Source organism: Halomonas sp. MMSF_3323, assembly GCF_030733595.1.
Lineage (GTDB): Bacteria > Pseudomonadota > Gammaproteobacteria > Pseudomonadales > Halomonadaceae > Halomonas > Halomonas litopenaei.
This window is the reverse complement of sequence record NZ_JASHIT010000031.1, coordinates 1-25,311: the sequence shown is the minus strand read 5'-3', so window position 1 is coordinate 25,311 and position 25,311 is coordinate 1. Positions and strand designations below refer to the sequence as shown.

General features: G+C 62.3%; 38 protein-coding genes. 4 read left to right on the top strand and 34 right to left on the bottom strand.

Features of this window, described 5'->3' with window-relative positions; all coding sequences use genetic code 11:
- Positions 1 to 29 precede the first annotated feature (29 nt).
- Positions 30 to 593 (top strand): PH domain-containing protein, encoded by a 564-nt coding sequence (locus RBB39_RS15715; protein WP_306169180.1) that lies wholly within the window; start codon positions 30 to 32, stop codon positions 591 to 593.
- A 72-nt stretch (positions 594 to 665) separates the two neighbouring features.
- On the opposite strand, the gene RBB39_RS15710 is transcribed toward RBB39_RS15715, so the two are convergent.
- From RBB39_RS15710 to RBB39_RS15700, 3 genes are all read right to left on the bottom strand, one after another.
- Complete coding sequence (locus RBB39_RS15710) at positions 666 to 1,421, bottom strand: 1-acyl-sn-glycerol-3-phosphate acyltransferase (protein WP_045990830.1); 756 nt, start codon at positions 1,419 to 1,421, stop codon at positions 666 to 668.
- On the bottom strand, positions 1,418 to 2,314 hold the full coding sequence (locus RBB39_RS15705) for a sugar nucleotide-binding protein (RefSeq protein ID WP_045990831.1): 897 nt from the start codon (positions 2,312 to 2,314) through the stop codon (positions 1,418 to 1,420). The genes RBB39_RS15710 and RBB39_RS15705 overlap by 4 nt, the downstream gene beginning before the upstream one ends.
- A 234-nt stretch (positions 2,315 to 2,548) precedes the next feature.
- Positions 2,549 to 3,322 (bottom strand): sulfite exporter TauE/SafE family protein, encoded by a 774-nt coding sequence (locus RBB39_RS15700; protein WP_045990832.1) that lies wholly within the window; start codon positions 3,320 to 3,322, stop codon positions 2,549 to 2,551.
- 204 nt (positions 3,323 to 3,526) lie between these two features.
- Between RBB39_RS15700 and RBB39_RS15695 the strand changes: the two genes are divergently transcribed.
- Positions 3,527 to 4,051, top strand: a complete 525-nt coding sequence (locus RBB39_RS15695) for a CinA family protein (RefSeq protein ID WP_045990833.1) — start codon at positions 3,527 to 3,529, stop codon at positions 4,049 to 4,051.
- A gap of 26 nt (positions 4,052 to 4,077) precedes the next feature.
- Entirely contained in the window at positions 4,078 to 4,908 is an 831-nt protein-coding gene (gene nadE / locus RBB39_RS15690) for an ammonia-dependent NAD(+) synthetase (RefSeq protein WP_371931878.1), read from the top strand.
- A 191-nt stretch (positions 4,909 to 5,099) separates the two neighbouring features.
- Here nadE and ssb read toward each other — a convergent pair whose 3' ends face one another.
- Together ssb and RBB39_RS15680 are read right to left on the bottom strand one after the other, a co-directional pair.
- Positions 5,100 to 5,765, bottom strand: coding sequence for a single-stranded DNA-binding protein (gene ssb, locus RBB39_RS15685; RefSeq protein ID WP_045990835.1), 666 nt, complete (start codon positions 5,763 to 5,765; stop codon positions 5,100 to 5,102).
- Between the two features lie 268 nt (positions 5,766 to 6,033).
- The gene (locus tag RBB39_RS15680) at positions 6,034 to 7,419 is read right to left on the bottom strand and encodes an MFS transporter (RefSeq protein WP_108133424.1); all 1,386 of its coding nucleotides are present in this window, start codon (positions 7,417 to 7,419) and stop codon (positions 6,034 to 6,036) included.
- A gap of 184 nt (positions 7,420 to 7,603) precedes the next feature.
- Here RBB39_RS15680 and uvrA point away from each other — a divergent pair, with 184 nt between their 5' ends.
- Positions 7,604 to 10,474, top strand: coding sequence for an excinuclease ABC subunit UvrA (gene uvrA, locus RBB39_RS15675; RefSeq protein WP_045990837.1), 2,871 nt, complete (start codon positions 7,604 to 7,606; stop codon positions 10,472 to 10,474).
- A gap of 162 nt (positions 10,475 to 10,636) precedes the next feature.
- Here the strand turns inward: uvrA and RBB39_RS15670 are convergent, their stop codons facing one another.
- From RBB39_RS15670 to rpsJ, 29 genes are all read right to left on the bottom strand, one after another.
- Entirely contained in the window at positions 10,637 to 11,212 is a 576-nt protein-coding gene (locus RBB39_RS15670; protein ID WP_306169179.1) for a lysozyme inhibitor LprI family protein, read from the bottom strand.
- Positions 11,213 to 11,438: 226 nt separating this feature from the next.
- Entirely contained in the window at positions 11,439 to 11,828 is a 390-nt protein-coding gene (gene rplQ / locus RBB39_RS15665) for a 50S ribosomal protein L17 (RefSeq protein ID WP_045990838.1), read from the bottom strand.
- A 39-nt stretch (positions 11,829 to 11,867) separates the two neighbouring features.
- On the bottom strand, positions 11,868 to 12,866 hold the full coding sequence (gene rpoA, locus RBB39_RS15660) for a DNA-directed RNA polymerase subunit alpha (protein WP_045990839.1): 999 nt from the start codon (positions 12,864 to 12,866) through the stop codon (positions 11,868 to 11,870).
- 80 nt (positions 12,867 to 12,946) lie between these two features.
- A complete protein-coding gene (rpsD, locus tag RBB39_RS15655; protein ID WP_045990840.1) occupies positions 12,947 to 13,567 on the bottom strand; it encodes a 30S ribosomal protein S4 in 621 nt (206 codons plus the stop codon).
- 12 nt (positions 13,568 to 13,579) lie between these two features.
- Positions 13,580 to 13,966, bottom strand: a complete 387-nt coding sequence (gene rpsK, locus RBB39_RS15650) for a 30S ribosomal protein S11 (protein ID WP_013331014.1) — start codon at positions 13,964 to 13,966, stop codon at positions 13,580 to 13,582.
- A gap of 39 nt (positions 13,967 to 14,005) precedes the next feature.
- Positions 14,006 to 14,362, bottom strand: a complete 357-nt coding sequence (rpsM, locus tag RBB39_RS15645; protein WP_045990841.1) for a 30S ribosomal protein S13 — start codon at positions 14,360 to 14,362, stop codon at positions 14,006 to 14,008.
- A 122-nt stretch (positions 14,363 to 14,484) separates the two neighbouring features.
- Positions 14,485 to 14,598 (bottom strand): 50S ribosomal protein L36, encoded by a 114-nt coding sequence (gene rpmJ / locus RBB39_RS15640; RefSeq protein ID WP_031384759.1) that lies wholly within the window; start codon positions 14,596 to 14,598, stop codon positions 14,485 to 14,487.
- Between the two features lie 49 nt (positions 14,599 to 14,647).
- On the bottom strand, positions 14,648 to 15,979 hold the full coding sequence (gene secY, locus RBB39_RS15635) for a preprotein translocase subunit SecY (protein ID WP_045990842.1): 1,332 nt from the start codon (positions 15,977 to 15,979) through the stop codon (positions 14,648 to 14,650).
- Positions 15,980 to 16,414, bottom strand: a complete 435-nt coding sequence (rplO, locus tag RBB39_RS15630) for a 50S ribosomal protein L15 (protein ID WP_045990843.1) — start codon at positions 16,412 to 16,414, stop codon at positions 15,980 to 15,982.
- A gap of 3 nt (positions 16,415 to 16,417) precedes the next feature.
- Positions 16,418 to 16,600: a 50S ribosomal protein L30 gene (gene rpmD, locus RBB39_RS15625; RefSeq protein WP_045990844.1), complete on the bottom strand. Its 183-nt coding sequence runs from the start codon at positions 16,598 to 16,600 to the stop codon at positions 16,418 to 16,420.
- A 6-nt stretch (positions 16,601 to 16,606) separates the two neighbouring features.
- Positions 16,607 to 17,107, bottom strand: coding sequence for a 30S ribosomal protein S5 (gene rpsE, locus RBB39_RS15620; RefSeq protein ID WP_045990845.1), 501 nt, complete (start codon positions 17,105 to 17,107; stop codon positions 16,607 to 16,609).
- 11 nt (positions 17,108 to 17,118) lie between these two features.
- Positions 17,119 to 17,469, bottom strand: a complete 351-nt coding sequence (rplR, locus tag RBB39_RS15615; RefSeq protein WP_045990846.1) for a 50S ribosomal protein L18 — start codon at positions 17,467 to 17,469, stop codon at positions 17,119 to 17,121.
- Positions 17,470 to 17,478: 9 nt separating this feature from the next.
- Entirely contained in the window at positions 17,479 to 18,009 is a 531-nt protein-coding gene (rplF, locus tag RBB39_RS15610) for a 50S ribosomal protein L6 (protein WP_045990847.1), read from the bottom strand.
- A gap of 9 nt (positions 18,010 to 18,018) precedes the next feature.
- Positions 18,019 to 18,411: a 30S ribosomal protein S8 gene (gene rpsH, locus RBB39_RS15605; RefSeq protein WP_045990848.1), complete on the bottom strand. Its 393-nt coding sequence runs from the start codon at positions 18,409 to 18,411 to the stop codon at positions 18,019 to 18,021.
- A gap of 32 nt (positions 18,412 to 18,443) precedes the next feature.
- Entirely contained in the window at positions 18,444 to 18,749 is a 306-nt protein-coding gene (gene rpsN / locus RBB39_RS15600) for a 30S ribosomal protein S14 (RefSeq protein WP_045990849.1), read from the bottom strand.
- 10 nt (positions 18,750 to 18,759) lie between these two features.
- Positions 18,760 to 19,299, bottom strand: coding sequence for a 50S ribosomal protein L5 (gene rplE / locus RBB39_RS15595; RefSeq protein ID WP_045990850.1), 540 nt, complete (start codon positions 19,297 to 19,299; stop codon positions 18,760 to 18,762).
- A gap of 18 nt (positions 19,300 to 19,317) precedes the next feature.
- Complete coding sequence (gene rplX, locus RBB39_RS15590; protein ID WP_045990851.1) at positions 19,318 to 19,635, bottom strand: 50S ribosomal protein L24; 318 nt, start codon at positions 19,633 to 19,635, stop codon at positions 19,318 to 19,320.
- 14 nt (positions 19,636 to 19,649) lie between these two features.
- The gene (rplN, locus tag RBB39_RS15585; RefSeq protein WP_009723896.1) at positions 19,650 to 20,021 is read right to left on the bottom strand and encodes a 50S ribosomal protein L14; all 372 of its coding nucleotides are present in this window, start codon (positions 20,019 to 20,021) and stop codon (positions 19,650 to 19,652) included.
- Positions 20,022 to 20,069: 48 nt separating this feature from the next.
- The gene (gene rpsQ, locus RBB39_RS15580; RefSeq protein WP_045990852.1) at positions 20,070 to 20,330 is read right to left on the bottom strand and encodes a 30S ribosomal protein S17; all 261 of its coding nucleotides are present in this window, start codon (positions 20,328 to 20,330) and stop codon (positions 20,070 to 20,072) included.
- A gap of 1 nt (position 20,331) precedes the next feature.
- Positions 20,332 to 20,523, bottom strand: coding sequence for a 50S ribosomal protein L29 (rpmC, locus tag RBB39_RS15575; RefSeq protein WP_045990853.1), 192 nt, complete (start codon positions 20,521 to 20,523; stop codon positions 20,332 to 20,334).
- Positions 20,523 to 20,936 (bottom strand): 50S ribosomal protein L16, encoded by a 414-nt coding sequence (gene rplP / locus RBB39_RS15570; RefSeq protein ID WP_045990854.1) that lies wholly within the window; start codon positions 20,934 to 20,936, stop codon positions 20,523 to 20,525. Before rplP ends, rpmC begins: the two co-directional genes overlap by 1 nt.
- Before the next feature lie 15 nt (positions 20,937 to 20,951).
- Positions 20,952 to 21,650, bottom strand: coding sequence for a 30S ribosomal protein S3 (rpsC, locus tag RBB39_RS15565; RefSeq protein ID WP_045990855.1), 699 nt, complete (start codon positions 21,648 to 21,650; stop codon positions 20,952 to 20,954).
- A gap of 11 nt (positions 21,651 to 21,661) precedes the next feature.
- Positions 21,662 to 21,994, bottom strand: coding sequence for a 50S ribosomal protein L22 (gene rplV / locus RBB39_RS15560; protein ID WP_045990856.1), 333 nt, complete (start codon positions 21,992 to 21,994; stop codon positions 21,662 to 21,664).
- Positions 21,995 to 22,012: 18 nt separating this feature from the next.
- Complete coding sequence (gene rpsS, locus RBB39_RS15555; protein ID WP_045990857.1) at positions 22,013 to 22,288, bottom strand: 30S ribosomal protein S19; 276 nt, start codon at positions 22,286 to 22,288, stop codon at positions 22,013 to 22,015.
- A gap of 33 nt (positions 22,289 to 22,321) precedes the next feature.
- Positions 22,322 to 23,152: a 50S ribosomal protein L2 gene (gene rplB, locus RBB39_RS15550; protein ID WP_045990858.1), complete on the bottom strand. Its 831-nt coding sequence runs from the start codon at positions 23,150 to 23,152 to the stop codon at positions 22,322 to 22,324.
- Between the two features lie 17 nt (positions 23,153 to 23,169).
- Positions 23,170 to 23,466: a 50S ribosomal protein L23 gene (gene rplW, locus RBB39_RS15545; protein WP_045990859.1), complete on the bottom strand. Its 297-nt coding sequence runs from the start codon at positions 23,464 to 23,466 to the stop codon at positions 23,170 to 23,172.
- On the bottom strand, positions 23,463 to 24,071 hold the full coding sequence (gene rplD / locus RBB39_RS15540) for a 50S ribosomal protein L4 (protein ID WP_045990860.1): 609 nt from the start codon (positions 24,069 to 24,071) through the stop codon (positions 23,463 to 23,465). The genes rplW and rplD overlap by 4 nt, the downstream gene beginning before the upstream one ends.
- Before the next feature lie 14 nt (positions 24,072 to 24,085).
- Positions 24,086 to 24,724, bottom strand: a complete 639-nt coding sequence (gene rplC / locus RBB39_RS15535; protein WP_045990861.1) for a 50S ribosomal protein L3 — start codon at positions 24,722 to 24,724, stop codon at positions 24,086 to 24,088.
- Positions 24,725 to 24,876: 152 nt separating this feature from the next.
- A complete protein-coding gene (gene rpsJ, locus RBB39_RS15530) occupies positions 24,877 to 25,188 on the bottom strand; it encodes a 30S ribosomal protein S10 (RefSeq protein ID WP_045990862.1) in 312 nt (103 codons plus the stop codon).
- Positions 25,189 to 25,311: the final 123 nt, after the last annotated feature.

Sequence of the window (25,311 nt, the reverse complement as noted above, 5' to 3'; positions counted from 1 at the left end):
GCCCGCACCAACGACAAAAGGAGAAGACCATGAGCGGCAGCACCTCGAATGAAAGCGTTATCGCAACGCTGAAGCCTTCGATTCTGGCGGGAGTGGGTTCACTGATAGTTGGATTGTTGCTCGCATCAATCGGAACATACTATTTAGTACATGTTGCCGTTTATCTTTATGGGTTTCTCATCAGCCTGCACATTCCAGGCAGTTCAATCATCTTGAACCGATCCTGCGCCATCATCACTGTTTGGGTGATCTGTCTTATTATTCCCATCTGCAAGATCATTGGCTTGGCCACCACCAAGTTTGATATCACACCGCGCCGAGTCTACTACTATCACGGCGTCTTGAATCGCCGCGTGGATCAGTTGGAGATCGCACGCATCCGCGACCTGTCGACATCAGAGCCTTTGCTGCTCAGGCTCTTTGGCTTGGGTAACCTGATACTGCTGACGGCAGACCGGACCCATCCGCGCCAACTTATTCCCGGCATCAGGGACGTTCACGGCATGCGAGAGCGTGTACACGACCTGAGTGTTGCCGAAAGGCAGCGGACAGGCTATCAGGAGATGGAAAACACCACCGAAGCGACGGCTTGACCGCCTTTGCTCTCGGCGATCGGCGATGATGCCGAGCGCCCCAAGACCGGCCCCAGTGGGGCCGGATCGCGTTCAGCGACTGACACTGCGTGCCAGTTCTTCGGGCGCGGGTCTCGGCACGCTGGAGATCTCTTCCAGGCGCGCCTCGATCCAGGCTTCGGTCTCGACCAGCACCTCTTCAGGGGTGCGTCCTTCGGTGGCGATAGGCTCGCCCACCACCAGCGAGATGCGGCCAGGCCGCTTGATCCAGTCACGCCCCGGCCAGCATTCGCCGGCGTTGTGGGCCACCGGCACCACCGGCACCCCGGCGCGGCAGGCGATCACCGCCCCACTCTTGTTGTAGCGGCGACGCTTGCCTGGCTCTACCCGGGTTCCCTCGGGAAAGATCAGCACCGACAACCCCTCCTTGAGCCGCTGGCCTCCCTGGCTCAGTACCTGGCGCATGGCCCGGGCAGGCTTGGAGCGGTCCAGGGCGATGGGGTGCAACAGGCGCAGCCCCCAGCCAAAGATCGGAAAGTTCAACAGTTCCTTCTTGAGCACCGTGCACACCGGAGGCTTGAGCAACTGCAGGTAGACGGTTTCCCACTCGCACTGGTGATTGGACAGGATCACCACCGGCCCATCGGGCAGTTTTTCACGCCCCTTCATCTCGTAGCGCACCCCGCACACCAGGCTGAACCAGGCGATGATGAAGTGGTTGTAGAGGTTGAGCAGCCGATAGCGCGAGCGCAGTGGCAGCAGCGGCGCCGGCGGCAGAAACAGCAAGCCACACACCAGCATCGCGGCAAAATAGCCAATATAGAAGATCACGCTGCGCAGCAGATTCATGCGTCCTTCCCCTGACTCGTCGCCTGGCAGGCCACGTCTTCCCGCGCCCGACACCAGGTGTCGAGCATGCGCCCCACCTCGAGCCGCCAGGGCTTCTGGTGTACCCCGAACACTTCCAGCACCCGGCGACAGTTGAGTACCCGGCGCAGCGGCTGATCATGGTGGTGGCTGAGCGCCTTCACCTCGCCCAGCGCGATGTTTTCGCCCTGGCCTTCCAGACGCGTGCCCAACTGGGTGCGCACCATGCACACGAAGGTATAGGCGCTGACCGGCTCTACCCCGGCCAGATGGTAGCTGCCCCAGGCATTGGCGCCGCAGGACTGCTGCTGCAGCATGCCGATCAGCGCCATGGCCACGGCATCAGCGGACGTCGGGCACAGGGTCACGTCGGTCTCGGCGGGCACGGTGCCGCCATCGATCAGGGTATCGAGCAGTTCGCCGAGCCAGGCGTGGCTACCCTCCAGGGCGAACATGGGACCGACCCGCACGATCAGGTGCTCGGGGCACTCGGCACGGATACGGTCGCCCGTCGCCACCAGCCGGCGCAGCCCCTCATCCCGAGGCGCCGGAATCACGTGCTCGTCGATGGGCGAATCGTGGCCATCCTCGTAGAGCTGGTCACAGACGCACCACACCAGCGGTATGCCGACGTCACGGCACGCCTCCATGCAGGCCTCGACCGCCTCGGCGTGTTCGACCACCGCGGCGGGCGGCACGCTGAAGGGGCGCGACAAGGGGGGAATGATCAGCGCGTCCGGCGCCAGCGTACGCAGCGCTTCAGGATCCACGCGGGTCGCGGGATCGATCACCAGCTCGGTATCACCGCGCCGATTGCTTTCCCGCGCCAGGGCCAGGGACAGACAATGCCCGGCGTCCAGAATCAGCAGCTTCACGACGACTCCTCGTCCATGAGAGCGCCGCACGAGACTCGTACGACGCCCTGGCGTTACGGCCGGTGTCCAGACGCTGCGACAAGAATAGCGGCGAGAACCACCACTCGCACATCACGCCCGAGGACACCAAAGGGCCATATTCTACACCAACTGCTCATCGATCAGCGCCCCTCTTGGAGGTAGCAGACCCTCGCCATCCATCGAGGTGAAACGTCTTGCTGCCGGTTGGCGCGATCAGCCGACGCTGGTCGCAAGGCCCACCAGACTGACCGCCACCAGCACCACCCCGAGCACCCGGAAGAACACCTCGGAGCGAGCACCTAGCAGCGCCTGGTGGACTCGCTCGCCGAGTACATGGCCCACCATGGCGCAGGGCAACAGCCACAGGTGATGCTCGAGCTGCAGGTCCACTCCGGCGATGATGAAGGACACCATCTTGATCACCACCAGGATGAACCACAGCACAAACAGGGTGTCGCGCAACTGGTGCTTGGCCACATGGGAAGCGAATACCGCGACGATCAGCGGAGCGCCGATCAGCGATGCTCCACTGACGTAGCCGCCCAGCGCCAGCAGCACCACGTCCACCGTCTTGCTGCGGCTACGAAAGGGGCGATTGAGGGCGTAGCTGGCGCCGTAGACGATCACGATCACGAAGATCACCGCCGTCATCAGCTCAGCCGGCAGGGTCAAGAGGCCAACCACGCCGATCAGCTTGGGCACGATCATGATCGCCAGCGCGCGCTTCAAGTAGCGCCAGTCGATATTGCTGTCTCCGGTATTGCCGGTCTGCTGGATCTGACGATGGCCGCGCCAGGCGATCCAGCTCGAGAAGATCAACAGATGCACCGCCACCAGCGGCAGGAACACCAGTGGCTCATCGAGCACCAGCAGCAGGAAGGGCAGCGCCAGCACCGCCCCACCGAACCCCAGACTGGAGCGCACGAAACCGCTCCAGCAGAAGATCAGCCCGATCAACGCGTACTGGTACCACAACAGATCCTGCATCCGCCGCTCCCTCCTGGATCACCACTAAATTATTTGTCTGCTTATCACTTTAGCCTGTCTGGCTGCACGGCAACATAAGACATCAGTGGAGATAGAGAGGCATCCGTCTCGCAAGGAGTGGGTTGGAAGACCCGGCCTTCAGCCCCTATGCTGAATTTGCCAAAACGAGCATTTCCCACTCTCATCCTCGCAGGAGAGCACGCCATGGAATGGCTGGAAGATCTTGTCGACTACCTGACCGAGCACGACATCAAGCTGGCCACCGCGGAGTCCTGCACCGCCGGTCTGATCGCCTCGGAACTGGCCCGCGTACCTGGCAGCGGCCAGGTCATCGACAGCGGACTGGCCGTCTACTCGCCTGAGGCCAAGAACCGCTACCTCGGGATCCCCTTCGAGACCATCTCGCGCTACGGCCTGACCGGCGAGGAGATCACCCGGGAGATGGTGCTGGGCACCCTGAACAACTCCAACGCCAAGCTGGCGATCGCCAACACCGGCATCGCCGGCCCAGGCGAACCCGAGGATGGACCGCCCAAGGGCACGGTGTGCCTGGGCTGGGGTTTTCGCTACGAGGACAAGATCTACGTGATCACCACCACCGAGCATTTCGACGGGGATCGCAACGAGGTCCGCCTGGCGGCGGCCCATCATGCCCTCAAACGGGTGTGTGACTGGCACCGCGACATTCGCGACGGCAAGCTCGCGCCCTACTGGCGTGAGCACGACTGACACCCCAATCCCGCAAGGAGGCACGGATGACCCACGACGATATCGACCAGTTGCAGCGCATCATCGCGCGTGAACTCGAAGTCCAGCCCGGGGCGGACATCAGGGATGAAATTCAGCGGCGCCAGGCGTTTCTGATCGACCAGCTTCACACCACCGGCCAGCACTGCCTGGTGCTCGGCATCAGTGGCGGCGTGGACTCGACCAGCGCCGGCCTGCTGGCCCAGCGGGCGGTCGAGGCGGCGCGGGAGCGACTGCCCGAAGCACGCTTCATCGCCATGCGCCTGCCCTATGGCGAGCAGCAGGATGATGACGACGCCAGGCAGGCGCTGGACGCCATCCAGCCGGACGAGTGCCTGACGGTCAATATCAAGCCGGCCAGCGACGCCATGCTGGAAGCGCTGGAGCAGGCAGGCCTTGAGTTTCGCGATCAGGCCCACCGCGACTTCGTGATGGGCAATATCAAGGCGCGCCAGCGGATGATCGCCCAGTACGCCGTGGCCGGCGCTCAAGGAGGCCTGGTCATCGGCACCGACCAGGCCGCCGAGGCAGTGATGGGCTTCTACACCAAGCACGGTGACGGCGCCTGCGACCTGGCGCCCCTGGCCGGCCTGACCAAGGGCCAGGTCCGCGACATGGCTGCACAGCTGGGCGCCCCGGACACCCTGGTCAACAAGGTACCAACGGCGGACCTGGAGTCACTGCGCCCGCAGTTGAGTGACGAGGAAGCCCTCGGCGTCAGCTACGCCGCGATCGACCGCTTCCTCACCGGCGAGAGTGTCGCCCCCGAGGACGCCGAGCGCATCATCGCCACCTGGCGACGCACCACCCACAAGCGTGCCATGCCCAGGACGCCCTGATACCCCGGGCACTTGAGGCGAAGCGCCTTGGCCGAAGAGAGACGCTGCAAGAGAGAGGCACTGGGCGAGAAGAGGCTCTGCACTGAAGAGGTGCTGACCAAAAAAGAAGACCCGAAACGCAAGGAGGCCCTGCCGATGCAGGGCCTCCTTGGTTTGCTAATGACGCCATTTGATGGCATCCACAACGGGACTTAGAACGGGATCTCGTCGTCGAAGTCGTCGAAGTTGCCCGGGTCCGGTGCGCCGAAGCCGCCCTTCTGACCACCGCCCTGGTTGGGCGCCTGCTGGGGCGGACGGTTCTGCTGAGCGCCACCCTGCTGACCGCCGCCAAAGTTGCCGCCCTGCTGGGGCTGGCCGCCACCGAAGTTGCCGCCCTGCTGGGGCTGGCCACCACCGAAGTTGCCACCCTGCTGGGGCTGACCACCACCGAAGTTGCCACCGCCCTGCTGGGGCTGACCACCGCCGAAGTTGCCGCCGCCCTGAGGGCCGCCGCCGAAGCCGCCACCCTGGCCGCCTTCACCGCGACCATCGAGCATCTGCATGTCGTTGGCGACGATCTCGGTGGAGTAGCGATCCTGGCCGTTCTGGTCCTGCCACTTGCGAGTCTGCAGGCGACCTTCGATGTACAGCTTCGAGCCCTTCTTGAGGTACTGCTGGGAAATCTCGGCCAGCTTGTTGAACATCACCACCCGGTGCCATTCGGTGCGTTCCTGGCGCTGGCCGCTCTGGCGGTCCATCCAGGTATCGGTGGTCGCGAGGTTCAGGTTGGCCACGGCGGTGCCGGACGGTGTAAAGCGTACCTCCGGATCCTGGCCGAGGTTGCCGATGAGGATGACCTTGTTGACGCCACGGGCCATGGTTGACTCCTTGATGCAGACAATGGGTGCCGGGCCGGCGGGCAGGATAGCTGCCACGCCCCCGGTGACAATCGGTCGGCGTCGATCGGTCGACGCCACAAAAGCGGATGTCGCTACTATACGCGAGATCGAGACGATTCGCCGCCGTGAAGAACGGCTCGGCACTCGAGCGCAGACAGTGTGCGGCGACGTGATGTCGCGACAAGGTGCCGACACTATCTACCGCGACTATCTGCCGCGGCTATCTACCGCAACTATCTACCGCTACCTAGGAGCGCTGGGTCGAAGAACGGGTCAGCCGCGCCAGCGCCTCGGTGTCCAGGGTGGCGCGATCCACCTTCAGGTAAGCCAGCCGCTCTTCCGGCACCACCAGCACGTCCTCGACCCCGGCGACGGCGGCAAAGCGCGCCATCAGGTTGTCCAGGGTATCGCTCTCGTGTTCGTCGGCCAGGGCCACCACCTCGCTGGACAGGTGGCGCGGCGCGCGCATGCCGAGCATCAGCACGAACCAGCCAAGCCCCAGCAGCGCTGCCCCCAGGAACACCGCCGACAGCCCGAACTGCTGCGCCAGGAAGCCGCCCATCACACCACCGAGGAAGGCCCCCAGGAACTGGCTGGTGGAATAGACCCCCATAGCCGTGCCCTTGGCCCCGGCCGGCGCCAGCTTGCTGATCATCGACGGCAGGGTGGCCTCGAGCAGGTTGAAGGCGGTAAAGAAGGCCAACAGCCAGGCGCCCAGGGCTACCAGGCCCGAACCGGCGAGGCCCAGCCCGACCAGACTCAGGGTGATGGTAGCGATGGCACCCAGGCACATAAGCTTCATCTTGCGCTTCTTCTCGGCCACGATCACCAGCGGCACCATGGCGACGAAGGACAGTCCCATCACCACCAGGTAGACCAGGCCATGGCGGGCTTCGACGACGCCGGCATCGACCAGCTTGAACGGCACGGCGGTGAAGATCGCCATCAGGATCAGGTGCAGGCTGAAGATGGAGGCGTCCATGCGCCACAGGTCCATGCGCCCGAGGATACTGGCGAGCTGCCCGCGGTCGAGGCCGACGTCACGATGGCCGCGCCGGCGCGGCGCCGGCGGCACCAGTTTCCACAGCACCAGCATCCCCAGCGCCGCTAGCAGGGCGGTGAAGTAGAACACCCCGGCCAGGCCAAAGTGGCTGGCCACCAGCGGGCCGAGCACCATGGCGACGCCAAAGGCCACGCCGATCGACAGACCGATGGTCGCCATGGCGGCGGTGCGAACCTGCTCGCGGGTCTGGTCGGCCAGAAGCGCCATGATGGCGGCGGCCACCGCACCACTGCCCTGCAGACTGCGACCGACAATCATCATGGCGATGGAGTCCGCCTGAGCGGCGACCACGCTGCCGATCAGAAACAACCCCAGGCCAGCAGCAATCACCGGCTTGCGCCCGATGCGATCCGACAGCAGACCGAAGGGAATCTGCAGTACCGCCTGGGTCAGGCCATAGACGCCGAGCGCCAGCCCCACCAGCAGCGGGGTGGCCCCGACCAGGTGGTCGGCGTTGAGGGCGAGTACGGGCAACACCATGAACAGCCCGAGCATGCGTGTGGCATAGAGCCCCGCCAGACCGACGATGGCGCGCCGCTCGGAGGCTAACAAGAGTCTGGCCTTGGACATGAACGAATTCCGGCTTGAGAGCGGGGAGAGAGCCCCGAAGGTGGACCGCATATTCTAGCGCCTGGGGGCGATCCAGAAAATGCCGACACTCGAGTCATTTCACAAGCGTCTTTTCACCGGTGGCTTTGCCGGCCGGGCGACCGGCCACGTATAATCGACCTTTTGCCGCGTCTTCGAGGTGGGAATGGACAAGATTCTGGTCAGGGGTGCCCGCACCCACAACCTCAAGCAGATCGACGTCGAACTACCCCGTGACAAGCTGATCGTGGTCACCGGGCTGTCTGGCTCCGGCAAGTCGTCGCTGGCCTTCGATACCCTCTACGCCGAGGGGCAGCGCCGCTACGTGGAGTCGCTGTCCACCTATGCGCGCCAGTTCCTGTCGATGATGGAAAAGCCCGACGTGGACCATATCGAGGGGCTGTCGCCGGCGATCTCCATCGAGCAGAAGTCCACCTCCCACAACCCGCGTTCCACCGTCGGCACCATCACCGAGATCTACGATTACCTGCGCCTGTTGTTCGCCCGTGCCGGCACCCCACGCTGCCCGGAACACGGCGAGGACCTCGAGGCCCAGACCATCTCGCAGATGGTCGACCAGGTGATGGCGCTGCCGGAAGGCAGCAAGCTGATGCTGCTGGCCCCGGTGGTCAGCGGACGCAAGGGCGAGCACCTGCAGCTGCTGGCGGAGCTGCGCTCCCAGGGCTTTGTACGCGCCATGGTCGACGGCCAGGTGCTGGAACTCGACGACGTGCGCCCGCTGGACAAGAACCGCAAGCACGACATCAGCGTGGTGGTGGACCGCATCAAGGTGCGCGAAGGCCTCGAGCAGCGCCTGGCGGAATCCTTCGAGACCGCCCTGGGTCTGGCCGACGGTACCGCCATGGTCCACTTCATGGACGGTGAACAGGACGACATGGCGTTCTCGGCACGCTTCGCCTGTCCGGTCTGCGGCTACTCCATCGCCGAACTCGAACCGCGGATGTTCTCGTTCAACAACCCGGCCGGCGCCTGCCCCACCTGCGACGGCCTGGGGGTGCAGCAGTTCTTCGACCCGGAAAAGCTGATCAGCCACCCGGAGCTGTCCCTGGCGGAAGGCGTGATCAAGGGCTGGGACCGGCGCAGCGTCTACTACTTCAACCAGCTGAAGTCGGTGGCCGAGCACTACCGCTTCACCCTGGAGACACCGTGGCAGGATCTGGCCCGCCACGAGCGCGAGGTGATCCTCAACGGCAGCGGCAAGGACGACATCGCCTTCAGCTACGTCAATGATCGTGGCAAGAAGGTCACCCGCGAGCATCCCTTCGAGGGCGTGCTGCCGAACATGCAGCGCCGCTACCGCGAGACCGAGTCGAGCATGGTCCGCGAGGAACTCGCCCGCTATATCGCGGTGCAGCCCTGCCGCACCTGCGAGGGCTCGCGCCTGCGCAAGGAAGCCCGCCACGTGTTCGTCGACGACACCACCCTGCCCGAGGTGGTGCGCCTGCCGATCGGCGACGCCCAGCGCTACTTCAGTGAACTGAGCCTGCCTGGCCGGCGCGGCGAGATCGCCGAGAAGATCCTCAACGAGATCTCGGCGCGGCTCGAGTTTCTGGTCAACGTCGGCCTCGACTACCTCAACCTGGAGCGCAGCGCCGAGACCCTGTCCGGTGGCGAGGCCCAGCGCATCCGCCTGGCCAGCCAGATCGGTGCCGGCCTGGTGGGCGTGATGTACATCCTCGACGAGCCCTCCATCGGCCTGCACCAGCGCGACAACGACCGCCTGCTGCAGACCCTGGAACGCCTGCGCGACCTGGGTAACACGGTGATCGTGGTCGAACACGACGAGGACGCGATTCGTGCCGCCGACCACGTGCTCGACATCGGCCCCGGCGCCGGTGTCCATGGCGGCGAGATCGTCGCCGAAGGCACCCCGGAGGAGGTCATGGCCAACCCGGCCTCGCTGACCGGTCAGTACCTGTCCGGTACCCGCGCCATCGAGGTACCGCCCTGGCGCATCCCCGGCAACCCGGAAAAGATGCTCAAGCTCACCGGCGCCTCGGGCAACAACCTCCAGGACGTCACCCTGGAGCTGCCGCTGGGGCTGTTCGTGTGCGTTACCGGGGTGTCCGGCTCGGGCAAGTCGACCTTGATCAACTCGACCCTGATGCCGATCGCCGCGCGCGAGCTGAACAAGGCCACTACCCTGACGCCGTCACCCTACACCGGCATCGAGGGCCTCGATCAGCTCGACAAGATCATCGACATCGACCAGAGCCCGATCGGCCGCACGCCGCGCTCCAACCCGGCGACCTACACCGGCATCTTCACCCCCATTCGTGAACTGTTCGCCGGCACCCAGGAGGCGCGCTCACGCGGCTACAAGCCCGGCCGCTTCTCGTTCAACGTCAAGGGCGGGCGCTGCGAGGCGTGTCAGGGCGAGGGCATGATCAAGGTCGAGATGCACTTCCTGCCGGATATCTATGTGCCCTGCGACGTGTGCAAGGGCAAGCGCTACAACCGCGAGACCCTGGATATCCACTACAAGGGCAAGACCATCGATGAGGTGCTGGAGATGACCGTGGAGGAGGCGCTGGAGTTCTTCAGCCCGGTGCCCGCCATCGCCCGTCGTCTGCAGACCCTGGTCGACGTGGGCCTGACCTACATCCGCCTGGGCCAGAGCGCTACCACCCTGTCCGGCGGCGAGGCCCAGCGGGTCAAGCTGGCCCGGGAGCTGGCCAAGCGCGATACCGGCAAGACCCTGTACATCCTCGACGAGCCCACCACCGGCCTGCACTTCGAGGACATCCGCCAGCTGCTGACGGTCCTCCACCGGCTGCGCGACCACGGCAACACCGTGGTGGTCATCGAGCATAACCTTGACGTGATCAAGACCGCCGACTGGCTGATCGACCTGGGCCCTGAGGGCGGGTCCGGCGGAGGACGCATCATCGCCGAGGGCACCCCGGAACAGCTCGCCGAGATGGAGGTCTCCCACACCGGGCGCTTCCTCAAGCCGCTGCTCAAACGCGCCGCCCCCACCTCGCGCAAGGGCGACAAGGAAACCGCGACCGCCTGAGGCCCGCGGGTGGAACGCGTGTAGCCGCAGCGACAATCGAAAGCAGCGATGAAAGAAGCAGCGAAAGGGGAAGGCCAAGGCCTTCCCCTTTTCTGTTCCTGATGGTTCGCTCTTTGTTTCACACAGAAGCGCGAGGACACAGCAGCGTCAGCCACACCCTACCTAAAGGCTGCTCTCGTGCAGGATGCCCTTCAAGGCAAGCGCCCGCCGGGCGGTCTGTTCAAGCTGACAGGCGGCCGCGACGACGCTGCGGATGGTGCCATCCTGATAGCGGGCATAGGCGTAGCCGCACTCGGCGTCGCGAAAGGTGATCCAGGCGCGCTGCACGTCCCTTAGCGCGTCCACCCGGGAGATACCCACGTCAGGATTCCCCTCGTCCTGCTCGCGCATCAGCGCGCGCAGCTCCTGGTACTGGGCGTTGAGCAGTTCATCCCAGACCCGGGTCTCCTGGGCCAGACAATCGACGATGCCCAGGGTCGTGGCCCCGCCCGGGCTCTGCTGGCAGGCGTCGGCGGCGAGTCCGATGCAGTCACCCACCGCCCCCTGGCCCATCTGTACAAAGCAGTCGCGCACCTCGGCGGCGTCGACCGTGGGCGCCGCACTGCCCCCCACCTCGGCCAATGATGACGCCTGGGCAGCCTCCTTGCCCGCTTCTTCTGGATCGCCTGGCGTCTGCGCCACGGCGATGACTGGCGATAGCACCAGCATCGACAACAGCCTCTGCCACGTCCTTTGCATGCCTTTCCCCCGATACCTTGTCCCTGACTGACAGCATAGGGGAAGCCACGCCGTGCGGACACGCAGCCCTGGCGCTTGTGTCATCGCTGCCCCTGGTGGCCAAGCCTCTGGTGCCGGCCAGCTTCCGGTCACCGTGCACAAGGAACTCGTCGACAAATGACAGACATAAAAAAACCGACACCCGGAGGTGTCGGTTTCGCGTCGTGTCGAAGCGCTGTCGAAAGGATTACTCCTCGCCGACGGCCTCTTCTTCAACGACGGGGCGATCGACCAGCTCGACGTAGGCCATGGGGGCGTTATCGCCGGTGCGGAAACCGCACTTGAGAATACGGACGTAACCGCCCGGACGCTCGACGTAACGCGGACCCAGCTCATTGAAGAGCTTGCCGACCGCTTCCTTCGAGCGGGTACGGCTGAAGGCCAGACGCCGGTTGGCGACGCTGTCTTCCTTGGCCAGGGTGATGAGCGGCTCGATATGACGACGCAGCTCCTTGGCCTTGGGAAGGGTTGTCTTGATCACTTCGTGCTCGACCAGCGACACGCTCATGTTGCGAAACATGGCCTGGCGGTGCGAGCTGGTACGATTGAGGTGACGACCACTCTTACGATGACGCATGGTTGTGATTCCTTACCAAACTGGGACTCGAGCCGACGCTTAGGCGGTGGCCTTGTCGTCCTTCAGGCTAGCCGGCGGCCAATTTTCAAGCCGCATGCCAAGGGACAGACCACGAGCAGCCAACACGTCCTTGATCTCGTTCAAGGACTTCTTGCCGAGGTTCGGGGTCTTCAACAGCTCCACCTCGGTGCGCTGAATCAGATCGCCGATGTAGTAGATATTCTCGGCTTTCAGGCAGTTGGCGCTACGAACGGTCAACTCGAGATCGTCTACGGGGCGCAGCAGGATGGGATCGATATGATCCTCTTCCTCGACCACTTCCTGTTCCTTGTCGGCTTCCAGGTCGACGAACGCTGCCAGCTGCTCTTGCAGGATGGTCGCGCTGCGACGGATCGCCTCTTCCGGATCCAGGGTGCCGTCGGTTTCCAGGTTGATGATCAGCTTGTCGAGGTCGGTGCGCTGTTCGACGCGGGCGGCTTCGACGCTGTAGGAAACGCGGCGCACGGGGCTGAAGGTCGCATCCAGCTGCAGACGGCCGATGGTGCGTGTCTCGTCGTCGGCTTCGCTGCGGACATCCGCAGGCTCATAGCCGCGACCACGGGCCACCTTCAGCTGCATCTTGAGCTCGGCGCCTTCATTGACGTGGGCGATGACGTGCTCGGGGTTGACCACTTCGACGTCGTGATCGACGGCGATGTCACCAGCGGTGACGACGGCCGGGCCCTGCTTGTTCAGCGAGAGCATCGCCTCGTCGCGGCTGTGCATCTTGATCGCCACGTCCTTGAGGTTCAGGAGGATTTCGATGACATCTTCCTGGACACCCTCGATCGCGCTGTACTCATGGTCGACGCCGGCGATCTCGGTCTCCACCACGGCGCAGCCGGGCATGGACGAGAGCAGGATACGACGCAGAGCATTGCCCAACGTGTGGCCGAAGCCACGCTCGAACGGCTCGAGCACGATCTTTGCGTGGTGTGCGCTGATCTCTTCGACCTTGATGTCGCGAGGACGGAGAAACTCTGTCACTGAACGCTGCATATGAACACCTTTCAGGCTGCCAAACGAATACTCGGTAATAACCGCCGCCCTCCCGGAGGAGGGCGGCGCGGACGGACCGCTTACTTCGAGTACAGCTCGACGATCAGTTGCTCGTTGATGTCGGCAGTCAGGTCACCGCGCTCAGGCAGGGCCTTGAAGGTGCCTTCCATCTTCTTGGCGTCGAGTTCGATCCAGGCCACGTCGCCACGGTTGGCGGCGATGCTCAGGGCGTTCTGGATACGCGCCTGTTGCTTGGCCTTTTCACGAACGGATACCACGTCGCCGGGCTTGACCTGGTAGGAGGCCACGTTGACGGTCTTGCCGTTGACGGCAATCGCCTTGTGGCTTACCAGCTGACGAGCCTCGGAGCGAGTGGCGCCAAAGCCCATGCGGTAGACGACGTTGTCCAGTCGGGACTCAAGCAGCTGCAGCAACAACTCACCGGTCGCACCCTTCAGGCGGGCGGCTTCCTTGTAGTAGTTGCGGAACTGCTTTTCGAGTACGCCGTACATGCGACGTACTTTCTGCTTCTCGCGAAGCTGCAAGCCGTAGTCGGAAAGACGCTGACGGCGCTGGCCGTGCACACCCGGAATCTGTTCGGATTTGCACTTTTTCTCGAAGGGAGTGACACCGCTCTTGAGGAAGAGGTCGGTACCTTCCCGGCGAGACAGTTTGCACTTCGGTCCAATGTAACGAGCCATGAATCTGTCTCCTTAAACGCGGCGTTTCTTCGGCGGACGGCAGCCATTGTGGGGAATGGGCGTCGCGTCGGTGATGCTTTGCACGCGGAAGCCGGCGGCGTTGAGTGCACGCACGGCGGATTCACGGCCAGGACCGGGGCCCTTGACCAGCACGTCGACGTTTTTCACACCATACTCGGCTGCAGCAGTTGCTGCACGCTCGCTTGCCACTTGAGCAGCGAACGGGGTGCTCTTGCGAGAACCACGAAAACCCGAACCACCGGCTGTCGCCCAGGAAAGAGCGTTGCCCTGGCGGTCTGTGATCGTAATGATCGTGTTGTTAAAAGAGGCATGGATATGCGCAACGGCATCCACTACCTGCTTTTTAACCTTTTTACGGTTGCTACGCGGGTTAGCCATGTTGATGTCAATTCCTGTCTTTACGCCAGAACGTGCGTGTTATTTGCGGATCGGCTTACGCGGTCCCTTACGGGTACGCGCGTTGGTCTTGGTGCGCTGACCGCGCATCGGAAGACCACGACGATGACGCAGACCACGGTAGCAACCCAAGTCCATGAGACGCTTGATGTTCAGCGTCACATCACGACGAAGGTCGCCTTCAACGGTATACTTGCCGACTTCACTACGCAGGCTGTCGATCTCTTCAGATGACAGATCCTGGATCTTGGTGGTCGGCGCGATGCCGGTCGCTTCACAGATTTCCTGTGCGCGAGTACGGCCAATCCCGAAGATGTAGGTCAGCGAGATCGCCGCATGCTTGTTGTCCGGGATATTGACGCCTGCAATACGGGCCATCAGCTTACTCCGAAGTTTGAGCGGCTTGCTCGGTTAATCAACTACAAAAGGCGCAATAGCATACCCCCTTCCCGTCATTAGGGCAAGGGGTATGCCAGCACCCGGTTCAATTCAGGCCAGGATTAACCCTGGCGCTGCTTGTGCCGCGGCTCGGTGCAGATGACGCGAACAGCGCCATTGCGACGAATGATCTTGCAATTGCGGCACATTTTCTTCACGGAAGCTCGAACTTTCATCGTTCTCTCCAAAATCGGCTTGCGGCGTGCCAAATCGGCCTGCGGCGCCTTAGCGCATGATGCCGCCGCTACCGTAGCCTTTCAGGTTGGACTTCTTCATCACCGACTCATACTGGTGCGACATGAGGTGCGACTGCACCTGGGCCATGAAGTCCATGATGACCACGACCACGATCAGCAGCGAGGTACCGCCAAAGAAGAACGGCACGTTCCACGCTACGATCAGGAACTGGGGCATCAGGGAAACCGCAGTGATGTAGAGAGCGCCGAACAGGGTCAGACGAGTCATGACCTTGTCGACATAACGAGCGGTCTGCTCGCCAGGACGAATCCCCGGCAGGAAGGCACCCGACTTCTTGAGGTTGTCGGCCACATCCTTGGGGTTGAAGACCAGCGCTGTGTAAAAGAAGCAGAAGAATACCACCGCCGCCGCGAAAAGCAAGATATAAAGGGGCTGACCTGGGGCCAACGCCTGGGACGCGCGCTGCAACCATTCCATGCCGTCGCCCGCACCTACCCACTGACCGAGTGAGGCGGGGAACAACAGGATGCTCGAGGCAAAGATGGCCGGAATGACACCCGCCATGTTGACCTTGAGCGGCAGGTAGCTGCTCTGCCCTGCATACATCTTGTTGCCTACCTGGCGGCGCGGGTAGTTCACCGTAATCCGGCGCTGGCCGCGTTCGATGAACACGACGAACGCCACGGTGGCGATACCCAGAAGGCTAAGCGCCAACAGCGGCAACACATTCCACGCGCCCTCGTTGCGGGCAAGCTCGAAGGCTTGAGCCACAGCTCCGGGCAGGCCGGCGACGATACCCGCGAAGATCAGCAGCGAAATGCCGTTGCCGATGCCCTTCTCGGTGATCTGCTCACCCAGCCACATCAAGAACACCGCGCCACTCACGAAGGTGATGATCGCGGTGAAATAGAAGCTGAGATCGGCCGTATAGGCAATGCCTTGGCTGGCCAGACCCACGGACATGCCGGTGGCCTGAACCAGGGCCAGCACCACCGTGCCGTAGCGCGTGTACTGGCTGATCTTGCGGCGGCCGCTCTCGCCCTCCTTCTTCAACTGCTCGAGGTGGGGCGAGACGGCGGTCAGGAGCTGCATGATGATCGACGCCGAGATGTACGGCATGATGCCGAGGGCGAGGATACTCATGCGCTCCAGGGCACCGCCCGAGAACATGTTGAACATGCCCAGGATGGTGCCCTGCTGCTCCCTGAACAAGGCAGCAAGCTGGTCAGGATTGATACCGGGAACGGGTATGTGGGCACCGATACGGTAGACCACGATGGCGAGGAGCACGAAGCGCAGACGCGCCCACAGTTCACTCAGACCGCTGCCCATCGCCGGCATGTTTCCTGACTTGGCCATTTAGTCCTCTACCTTGCCACCGGCGGCTTCGATCGCTGCGCGGGCACCCTTGGTGACCCGCAGACCGCGAACGGTGACCGCCTTGTTCAGATCGCCGGAAAGGATCACCTTCGCATGCTGCGTGGAATCCTTCAGCACATTGGCTTCCTTGAGGCTTTCCAGAGTGACTTCGTCACCCGCGACCTTGGCCAGCTCGGCCAGGCGGACTTCCTCGGAAACCAAAGACTTGGCGGAGGTGAAACCAAACTTCGGCAGACGACGCTGCAGGGGCATCTGACCGCCCTCGAAGCCGGGCTTCACGCTGCCACCGCTGCGCGACTTCTGGCCCTTGTGGCCACGGCCGCCGGTCTTGCCCAGACCGGAACCGATGCCACGACCGACGCGCTTTTCAGCGTGCTTGGAGCCCGGTGCCGGGCTCAGGCTGTTAAGTTTCATGGATTACTCTCCCTCAACACGCACAAGGTAGTTGACCTTGTGGATCATGCCGCGAACGGCAGGGGTGTCTTCCAGTTCAACCGTGTGACCGATGCGGCGCAGGCCGAGGCCCTTCATGGTGGCCTTGTGCTTGGCCAACGTGCCGATGGTGCTGCGGGTCTGGGTAACCTTGATCGTAGCTGCCATGGTGTATTACCCCGTGATCGCTTCGACTGAGAGACCGCGCTTGGCGGCCACGTCTTCCGGCGACTGCATGGAAGCCAGGCCATTCACGGTCGCGCGGACCACGTTCACCGGATTGGTGGAGCCATAGCACTTGGCCAGCACGTTGTGCACGCCGGCCAATTCCAGCACGGAGCGCATGGCGCCGCCGGCGATGATACCAGTACCGTCAGAGGCCGGCTGCATGTACACCTTGGAGGCGCCATGACGTGCCTTGACCGGATACTGGAGGGTACCGCCGACCAGGTTCACCTTGATCATGTTGCGGCGCGCCTGGTCCATCGCCTTCTGAATCGCGACCGGCACTTCACGTGCCTTGCCACGACCGAAGCCGACGCGACCGTTACCGTCGCCCACGACAGTCAGAGCGGTGAAGCCGAAAATACGGCCACCCTTGACCACCTTGGCGACACGGTTGACCTGCACGAGCTTTTCCTGCAGATCGCCGTTTTGCTGTTCGTTCTTCGCCATCGTAAAACCCTTTAGAATTCCAGGCCGCCTTCACGTGCGGCGTCGGCCAGGGCCTTCACACGACCGTGGTACTTGAAGCCAGCGCGGTCGAAGGCCACCTGGGTGATGCCCGCTTCCTTGGCGCGTTCAGCGATCAGCGCACCAACTTTGGCTGCGGCGTCTGCATTGCCGGTCGAACCCTCGCGCAGGCTCTTGTCCAGCGTGGAAGCGCTGGCCAGGACCTTGCCACCATCCGGCGAGATAATCTGCGCGTAGATGTGACGGGGGGTACGATTGACGCACAGGCGAGACACGCCCAGCTCGCGGATCTTCGCGCGAGCGCGGCGGGCACGACGGAGACGAGATTCTTTCTTCGCGTTCATAACCCTGCCTTACTTCTTCTTGGCTTCTTTACGGCGGACCTGCTCATCCGCGTAACGCACACCCTTGCCCTTGTAGGGTTCAGGCGGACGGAAAGCGCGGATTTCCGCTGCGACCTGGCCGAGCTTCTGCTTGTCCGCGCTCTTCAGCACGATGACGGTGTTCTTCGGCGTTTCCGCCGTGACACCTTCAGGCAGTTGATAGTCGACCGGGTGAGAGAAGCCCAGTGTCAGGTTGAGCGTCTGGCCTTTCGCTTGAGCGCGATAACCGACGCCGATGATTTCGAGAGACTTGGTAAAGCCCTCGGACACGCCGGTGACCAGGTTCTGAACCAGGGCACGGGTGGTGCCGACCATGGCCCAGCTCTTAGCAGATTTGCTCGGCTGGAAGGTCAGCTGGCCATCTTCCTGCGCGACCACGACATCGTCGTGAACGGGCATGGAGAGGGTGCCCTGACCGCCTTTGGCGGTCAGCGTGGCGCCGTCGATCTTGACCTCGACGCCAGCGGGCACTTTAACCGGATATTTGGCTACGCGGGACATTCCAAACTCCTAGAATACGGTGCAGAGGACTTCGCCGCCGACACCAGCCTGACGCGCGGCACGATCGGTCATCACACCCTTGGAGGTGGTGACGATCGCGACACCCAGGCCATCGGCGACCTTCGGCAGCGCATCCTTGCCCTTGTAACTACGCAGGGACGGCTTGGAAACCCGCTGCAGATGCTCGATGACCGGCTTGCCTTCGAAGTACTTGAGGCTGACGGTCAGCTCGGGCTTGGCTGATTCGCTCACGGCGAAGTCAGTGATGTAACCCTCTTCTTTCAGCACGCGGGCCACTTCAACCTTGATCTTGGAGGACGGCATGGTGACCGTCTCCTTGGTGGCCTGCTGCGCATTGCGGATACGGGTAAACATATCCGCCAGAGTGTCTTGCATGCTCATTTAACTTGCGCTCCTGATGATTCTACGTGGCGTTACCAGCTGGACTTCTTCAGTCCGGGCACGTCGCCACGCATGGCGGCTTCACGCAGCTTGTTACGGCCAAGGCCGAACTTGTTGTAGTAGCCGTGCGGACGGCCAGTCACGCGGCAGCGGTTACGCTGACGCACGGGGCTGGAGTCACGCGGCAGCGACTGCAACTTCAGCTGCGCATCGAAGCGCTCCTCATCGGAGCTGTTCACGTCCTGGATGATCGCCTTGAGCTCGGCACGCTTGGCAGCATACTTCTCAACCAGTTGCGTGCGCTTCAGCTCACGCTCAATCATGCTCTTCTTTGCCATGATCCCACCCCTATTTCTTGAACGGGAAGTTCAGTGCACTCAAGAGCGCACGACCTTCGTCATCGGTGTTGGCAGTGGTGGTGATGGTGACATCCAGACCACGAATCCGGTCGATCTTATCATACTCGATCTCCGGGAAGATGATCTGCTCACGCACCCCCATGCTGTAGTTGCCACGACCGTCGAAGGACTTCGGGTTGAGACCACGGAAGTCACGAACGCGGGGGATCGCGATATTCACCAGGCGATCGAGGAAGTCCCACATGCGCTCACTGCGCAGTGTGACCTTCACGCCGATCGGCCAGCCTTCACGCACCTTGAAGCCCGCGATGGACTTACGTGCCTTGGTCACCATCGGCTTCTGACCGGAGAGCTTCTCCAGGTCGCCGACGGCAGCGTCGATCAGCTTTTTATCGCTGGTCGCTTCGCCGATACCCATGTTCAGAGTCACCTTGGTGATCCGGGGTACCTGCATAACGTTGGCGTAGCTGAACTGCTCTTTCAGTTGAGCCACCACCTCGTTTTGATAACGTTCTTTCAAGTTCGCCATTTTGCTACCCGACTCGCGTTAGGCGTCGATCTGCGCTTGCGTCGACTTGTAGATACGTACCTTGGTACCGTCTTCCTTGATCTGGAAGCCGACGCGATCCGCCTTACCGGTCTCCTGATTGAAGATGGCTACGTTGGACGCGTGAATCGGAGCCTCGCGCTCGACGATACCGCCCTGATTGCCGGCCATGGGGTTCGGCTTGGTGTGACGCTTGATCATGTTCACACCCGCTACCACGAACCGCTCGTCCTTGAGGACGCGCTTCACGGTACCGCGCTTACCCTTGTCCTTGCCGGCGATGACGATCACTTCATCATCACGTTTGATCTTTTGCATGTCGCCTCGCTCCCTTACAGCACTTCAGGCGCTAAGGAAATGATCTTCATGAACTTCTCGTTGCGAAGTTCACGCGTCACCGGCCCGAAGATACGGGTACCGATCGGCTGCTCGTTGGTGTTGTTCAACAAGACGGCCGCATTTCCATCGAAGCGAATCAGCGAACCGTCGCTGCGACGGACGCCACTGCGGGTCCGGACAACTACCGCTTTCAGCACCTGGCCTTTCTTGACCTTGCCGCGCGGAATAGCTTCCTTCACCGTGACCTTGATGACGTCACCAACGCGAGCGTAGCGGCGGTGTGAGCCACCCAGCACCTTGATGCACTGCACCCGGCGCGCTCCGCTGTTGTCGGCGACATCCAGCATTGTCTGAGTCTGAATCATCGGTTTTCTCCAAACCTAAACTGACTGCACGAGGTTAAGGCCGTGGCCTTAACCCTTGGCCTGTTCGACAACCTCGACCAGGGTCCAGGCCTTCTTCTTGGACAGCGGACGGCATTCCTGGATGGATACCGTGTCACCGGCCTTGGCCTGGTTGGTCTCGTCGTGGGCGTGCAGCTTGGTGGAGCGCTTAACGTATTTGCCGTAGATCGGGTGGCGCTCACGACGCTCGATCATTACAACGATGGACTTGTCCATCTTGTCGCTCACCACCTTGCCGGTGAGCGTACGGGCTTTTTTCTCTTCGGCCATCTCAGACACCTGCCTTCTCGTTGAGCACAGTCTTCACGCGGGCGATATCCCGACGAACCTGCTTGAGCAGATGAGTCTGGCTCAGCTGGCCGGTGGCCTTCTGCATGCGCAGGTTGAACTGCTCGCGGAGGAGTTCGAGGAGCTGCTCATTGAGCTGCTCGGCGGACTTTTCACGAATTTCCTGGGCTTTCATCACATCACCGTCCGTTTCACAAAGGTGGTGGAGACCGGGAATTTCTGGGCGGCCAGTGCGAAAGCTTCGCGGGCCAGTTCCTCGGAAACGCCTTCGATCTCGTAAAGGACACGACCGGGCTGGATCTGTGCGACCCAGTACTCGACGGAGCCCTTACCTTTACCCATCCGGACTTCCAGGGGCTTCTTGGAAATCGGCTTGTCCGGGAAGACACGGATCCAGATCTTGCCGCCACGCTTGACGTGACGGGTGATGGCACGACGGCCAGCTTCGATCTGACGGGCGGTGACACGACCGCGGCCGGTGGCCTTGAGGCCGAACTCGCCGAAGCTCACTTTGCTTCCGCGATGCGCCAGGCCACGGTTGCGGCCCTTCTGCACCTTACGGAATTTTGTACGCTTGGGTTGTAACATCGAATCGCTCTCCCCTTACCTGGAACCTTTCTTCTTGGAGGGCGCTGCCTGGCTCTGCTTCGCCTTGGCGCGGACCTCCTCGATGCCCCCGAGGATTTCACCCTTGAAGACCCAGACCTTGACACCGATGATGCCGTAGGTGGTCTTGGCTTCGTAGGTGGCGTAATCGATGTCCGCACGCAGGGTATGCAGCGGAACACGACCTTCGCGGTACCACTCGGTGCGGGCAATTTCCGCGCCGCCGAGGCGACCGGAGAGCTGCACCTTGATGCCGCCAGCGCCCAGACGCATGGCGTTCTGGACAGCGCGCTTCATGGCGCGACGGAACATCACACGGCGCTCGAGCTGGCCGGCAATGTTCTGTGCGACGAGCTGAGCATCCAGCTCGGGCTTGCGAACTTCCTCGATGTTGACGTGAACAGGCACGCCCATCATCTCGGTGACGTCGCGACGCAGGCGATCGACATCTTCGCCCTTCTTGCCAATCACGATACCCGGACGGGCAGTGTGAATGGTGATGCGCGCGTTGTTCGCGGGACGCTCGATGGTGATCTTGCTAACGGAGGCGTTTTTCAGACGCTCTTCCAGGAAGCTACGCACCGCGAGGTCGTTGTTGAGCTTATCGGCATAGGCGCCGCGCTCGGCGTACCAGACAGAGGTATGGTCTTTGACGATACCCAGTCGGATGCCTGTCGGATTGACTTTCTGACCCATCTGGTCGACTCCTACTTCTCGGCTACCTTGACGGTGATGTGGCAAGTGCGCTTCAAAATGCGATCCGCACGGCCTTTGGCGCGCGGACGGATGCGCTTGAGCGTCGTACCCTCATCGACACAGATGGTCGAGACGCGCAGCTCGTCGATGTCCATGCCGTTGTTTTCTTCCGCATTCGCGATGGCGGACTGCAGCACCTTCTTGACCAGCTTGGCCGCCTTCTTCGGTGAGAAGGTCAGCAGGTCGATTGCTTCGGCGACAGGCTTACCGCGCACCTGATCAGCCACCAAACGGGCCTTCTGGGCGGATAAACTGGCGCCACGCAGCTTTGCTGTGACTTCCATCTCTTAATCCTCTCTGGCTTACCGTTTGGCTTTCTTATCCGCCGCATGGCCGCGATAGGTGCGGGTAGCAGCGAATTCGCCCAGCTTGTGGCCAACCATTTCCTCGGAGACGTGCACCGGGACGTGTTGGCGACCGTTATGGACTGCAATGGTGAGCCCGACCATGTTGGGCAGGACCATTGAACGACGCGACCAGGTCTTGATCGGTTTGCGATCGTTCTTTTCCGCTGCAGTCTCAACCTTTTTCAGCAGATGAAGGTCTACAAAAGGACCTTTCTTCAGTGAACGTGGCACAGCCGTTACCTCTTAATGTCTTGGCGTGGGATCTTAACCGCGAGCCTTGCGGCGGCGGACGATCAGCTTGTCGGTGCGCTTGTTCTTGCGGGTCTTGTGGCCCTTGGTGGGCATACCCCACGGGGACACCGGATGACGACCACCGCTGGTGCGGCCTTCACCACCACCGTGCGGGTGATCCACCGGGTTCATCGCGACACCGCGAACAGTCGGGCGCACACCTCTCCAGCGCTTTGCACCGGCCTTGCCAAGTTGACGCAGGCTGTGCTCGGAATTGCTCACCTCACCCAGGGTCGCGCGGCACTCGGCCAGCACCTTGCGCATCTCGCCGGAGCGCAGACGCAGGGTGGCGTAGTTGCCTTCACGAGCCACCAGCTGGGCGCTGGTACCGGCGCTGCGTGCGACCTGAGCACCCTTGCCAGGCTTCAGTTCGATGCAGTGCACCGTGGAACCCAGCGGGATGTTGCGCAGCGGCAGTGCGTTGCCCTTCTTGATCGGCGCATTGACGCCGGACTCGAGGCGATCACCGGCACTCACGCCCTTGGGGGCGATGATGTAGCGACGCTCACCGTCGATGTACTTCAGCAGCGCGATGTGGGCGCTACGGTTCGGGTCATGCTCCAGGCGCTCGACGATGGCCGGAACGCCATCCTTGGTGCGCTTGAAGTCGATGATCCGATAGTGGTTGCGATGACCACCGCCGACGTGGCGAGTGGTGATGCGACCCTGGTTGTTACGACCACCGGACTTGGACTGCTTCTCGAGCAACGGCGCGTAAGCGCGGCCCTTGTACAGTTCCTCACCAACAATCTTGACGACGTGGCGACGACCGGCGGATGTGGGTTTTGTCTTGACGATTGCCATGATCCGTACTCCTGCCTTTACTCGGCGCCAGAGAAGTCTTCAAGCGTCTCGCCGGCGGCCAGTGTCACGTACGCCTTGCGATAACCCTTGCGCATACCAACACCATGCGCGGTGCGCTTGGTCTTGCCCTTCACGTTCAGAACAGAAACGCGATCGACCTTCTTGCCGAACAGCTCCTGGACGGCAGCCTTGATCTCGGGCTTGGTTGCGTCACTCGCCACCTTGAACACGTACTGGTTACGCTCGGCGGCCATGGCGGCCTTCTCGGTCACGTGCGGACCAAGCAGAACCTTGAATACACGCTCCTGGTTCATGCCAGCTTCTCCTCGAATTTGCGCAGTGCGGAGACGGTAGCCAGGACCTTGTCGAAGGCGACCAGGCTGACCGGGTCGGCGGCGGCGACGTCCACCACATCCACGTTGGGGATGTTGCGGGCTGCCAGGTACAGGTTCTCGTCGACTTCTTCGGTGACGATCAGCACCTTCTCCAGGCCCAGGTCGGAAAGCTTGGCGACCAGCTGCTTGGTTTTGGGTGACTCGACAGAGAAGGCATCAACGGCAACAAGACGCTCCTGACGGACCAGCTCGGACAGAATCGAGCGCATGGCCGCACGGTACATCTTGCGGTTGACCTTCTGGGAGTGGTCCTGCGGACGGGCCGCGAAGGTCACACCACCGCTGCGCCAGATCGGCGAGCGAATGGTACCGGCGCGAGCGCGACCGGTGCCCTTCTGGCGCCACGGCTTCTTGCCGCCGCCACGGACGTCGGAGCGGTTCTTCTGGGCGCGGGTGCCCTGACGACCACCAGCCAGATAGGCGGTGACGACCTGGTGCACGAGCGCTTCGTTGAATTCTTTGCCAAAGGTAGCGTCGGACAGCTCAACGGTCCCGGCGCTTGCACCTGCAAGATTCAGATTCATTGGAAAGTTCCCCTTCAGCCAGCTTTGACGGCGCTGCGCACGATGACATCACTGCCGGTAGCACCAGGAACGGCGCCTTTGATCAGCAGCAGGTTGCGCTCGGCATCGACACGGACGATTTCCAGGCTCTGAACGGTGCAACGTGCGTTGCCCATCTGGCCGGCCATCTTCTTGCCCTTGAACACGCGGCCCGGGGTCTGGCACATGCCGATGGAACCCGGAGCACGGTGGGACAGAGAGTTACCGTGGCTGTTGTCCTGGGTACGGAAGTTCCAGCGCTTCACTGCGCCCTGGAAGCCCTTACCCTTGGAGGTGCCGGTCACGTCAACGCTTTGACCAGCTTCGAAGAGGGATACGGTGAGTTCGCCGCCCACTTCCGGAGCTTCGTCGCCTTCGCTCAGGCGGAACTCCATCAGGGAACGACCAGCCTCGACACCTGCCTTGGCGTACAGGCCAGCTTGGGCCTTGGACAGATGCTTGGCTTTGCGGGAGCCGGTTGTCACCTGGACCGCGGCGTAGCCGTCAGATTCGACAGACTTCACGCAGGTCACGCGATTGGGATCAACCTCGATAACGGTTACGGGCACAGACGCGCCGTCTTCGGTGAAGACACGGGTCATGCCGGCCTTCCTACCGACCAAACCGATAGTCATGCTTAGTCTCCTTTAGTGTACGGGGCTATCACCCGCTATGGCTGCCCTTTCCAGAGCATTCCACTAGCACGTTGTGTAACGCCATCCCGGCGTGGCAGCTGCTGAACCTCTACTGGATGAGAGGGACGCTGGGCCGCGAGTGTCTAGTGATATCAGTCGAGCTTGATTTGCACGTCCACGCCAGCGGCGAGGTCGAGCTTCATCAGGGCATCAACGGTCTTCTCGGTCGGCTCGACGATGTCGAGCACACGCTTGTGGGTACGAATCTCGTACTGATCACGGGCGTCCTTGTTCACGTGCGGGGAAACCAGCACGGTGTAACGCTCGCGATTGGTCGGCAGAGGAATCGGACCACGAACCTGGGCGCCGGTACGCTTGGCGGTTTCAACAATCTCCGCGGCGGACTGGTCGATCAGGCGATGGTCGAAAGCCTTCAACCGAATGCGAATCTTCTGGTTCTGCATTTGCCCTAACTCCAATGGAACTTGACGGCGCGAGCCGTCAACCCACGCATTCAAAGGATGCGCATTATATGCGCCGCGCCATCGAGAGTCAAACCCTCAATGACGATGCGCAGAAAAGGGGGC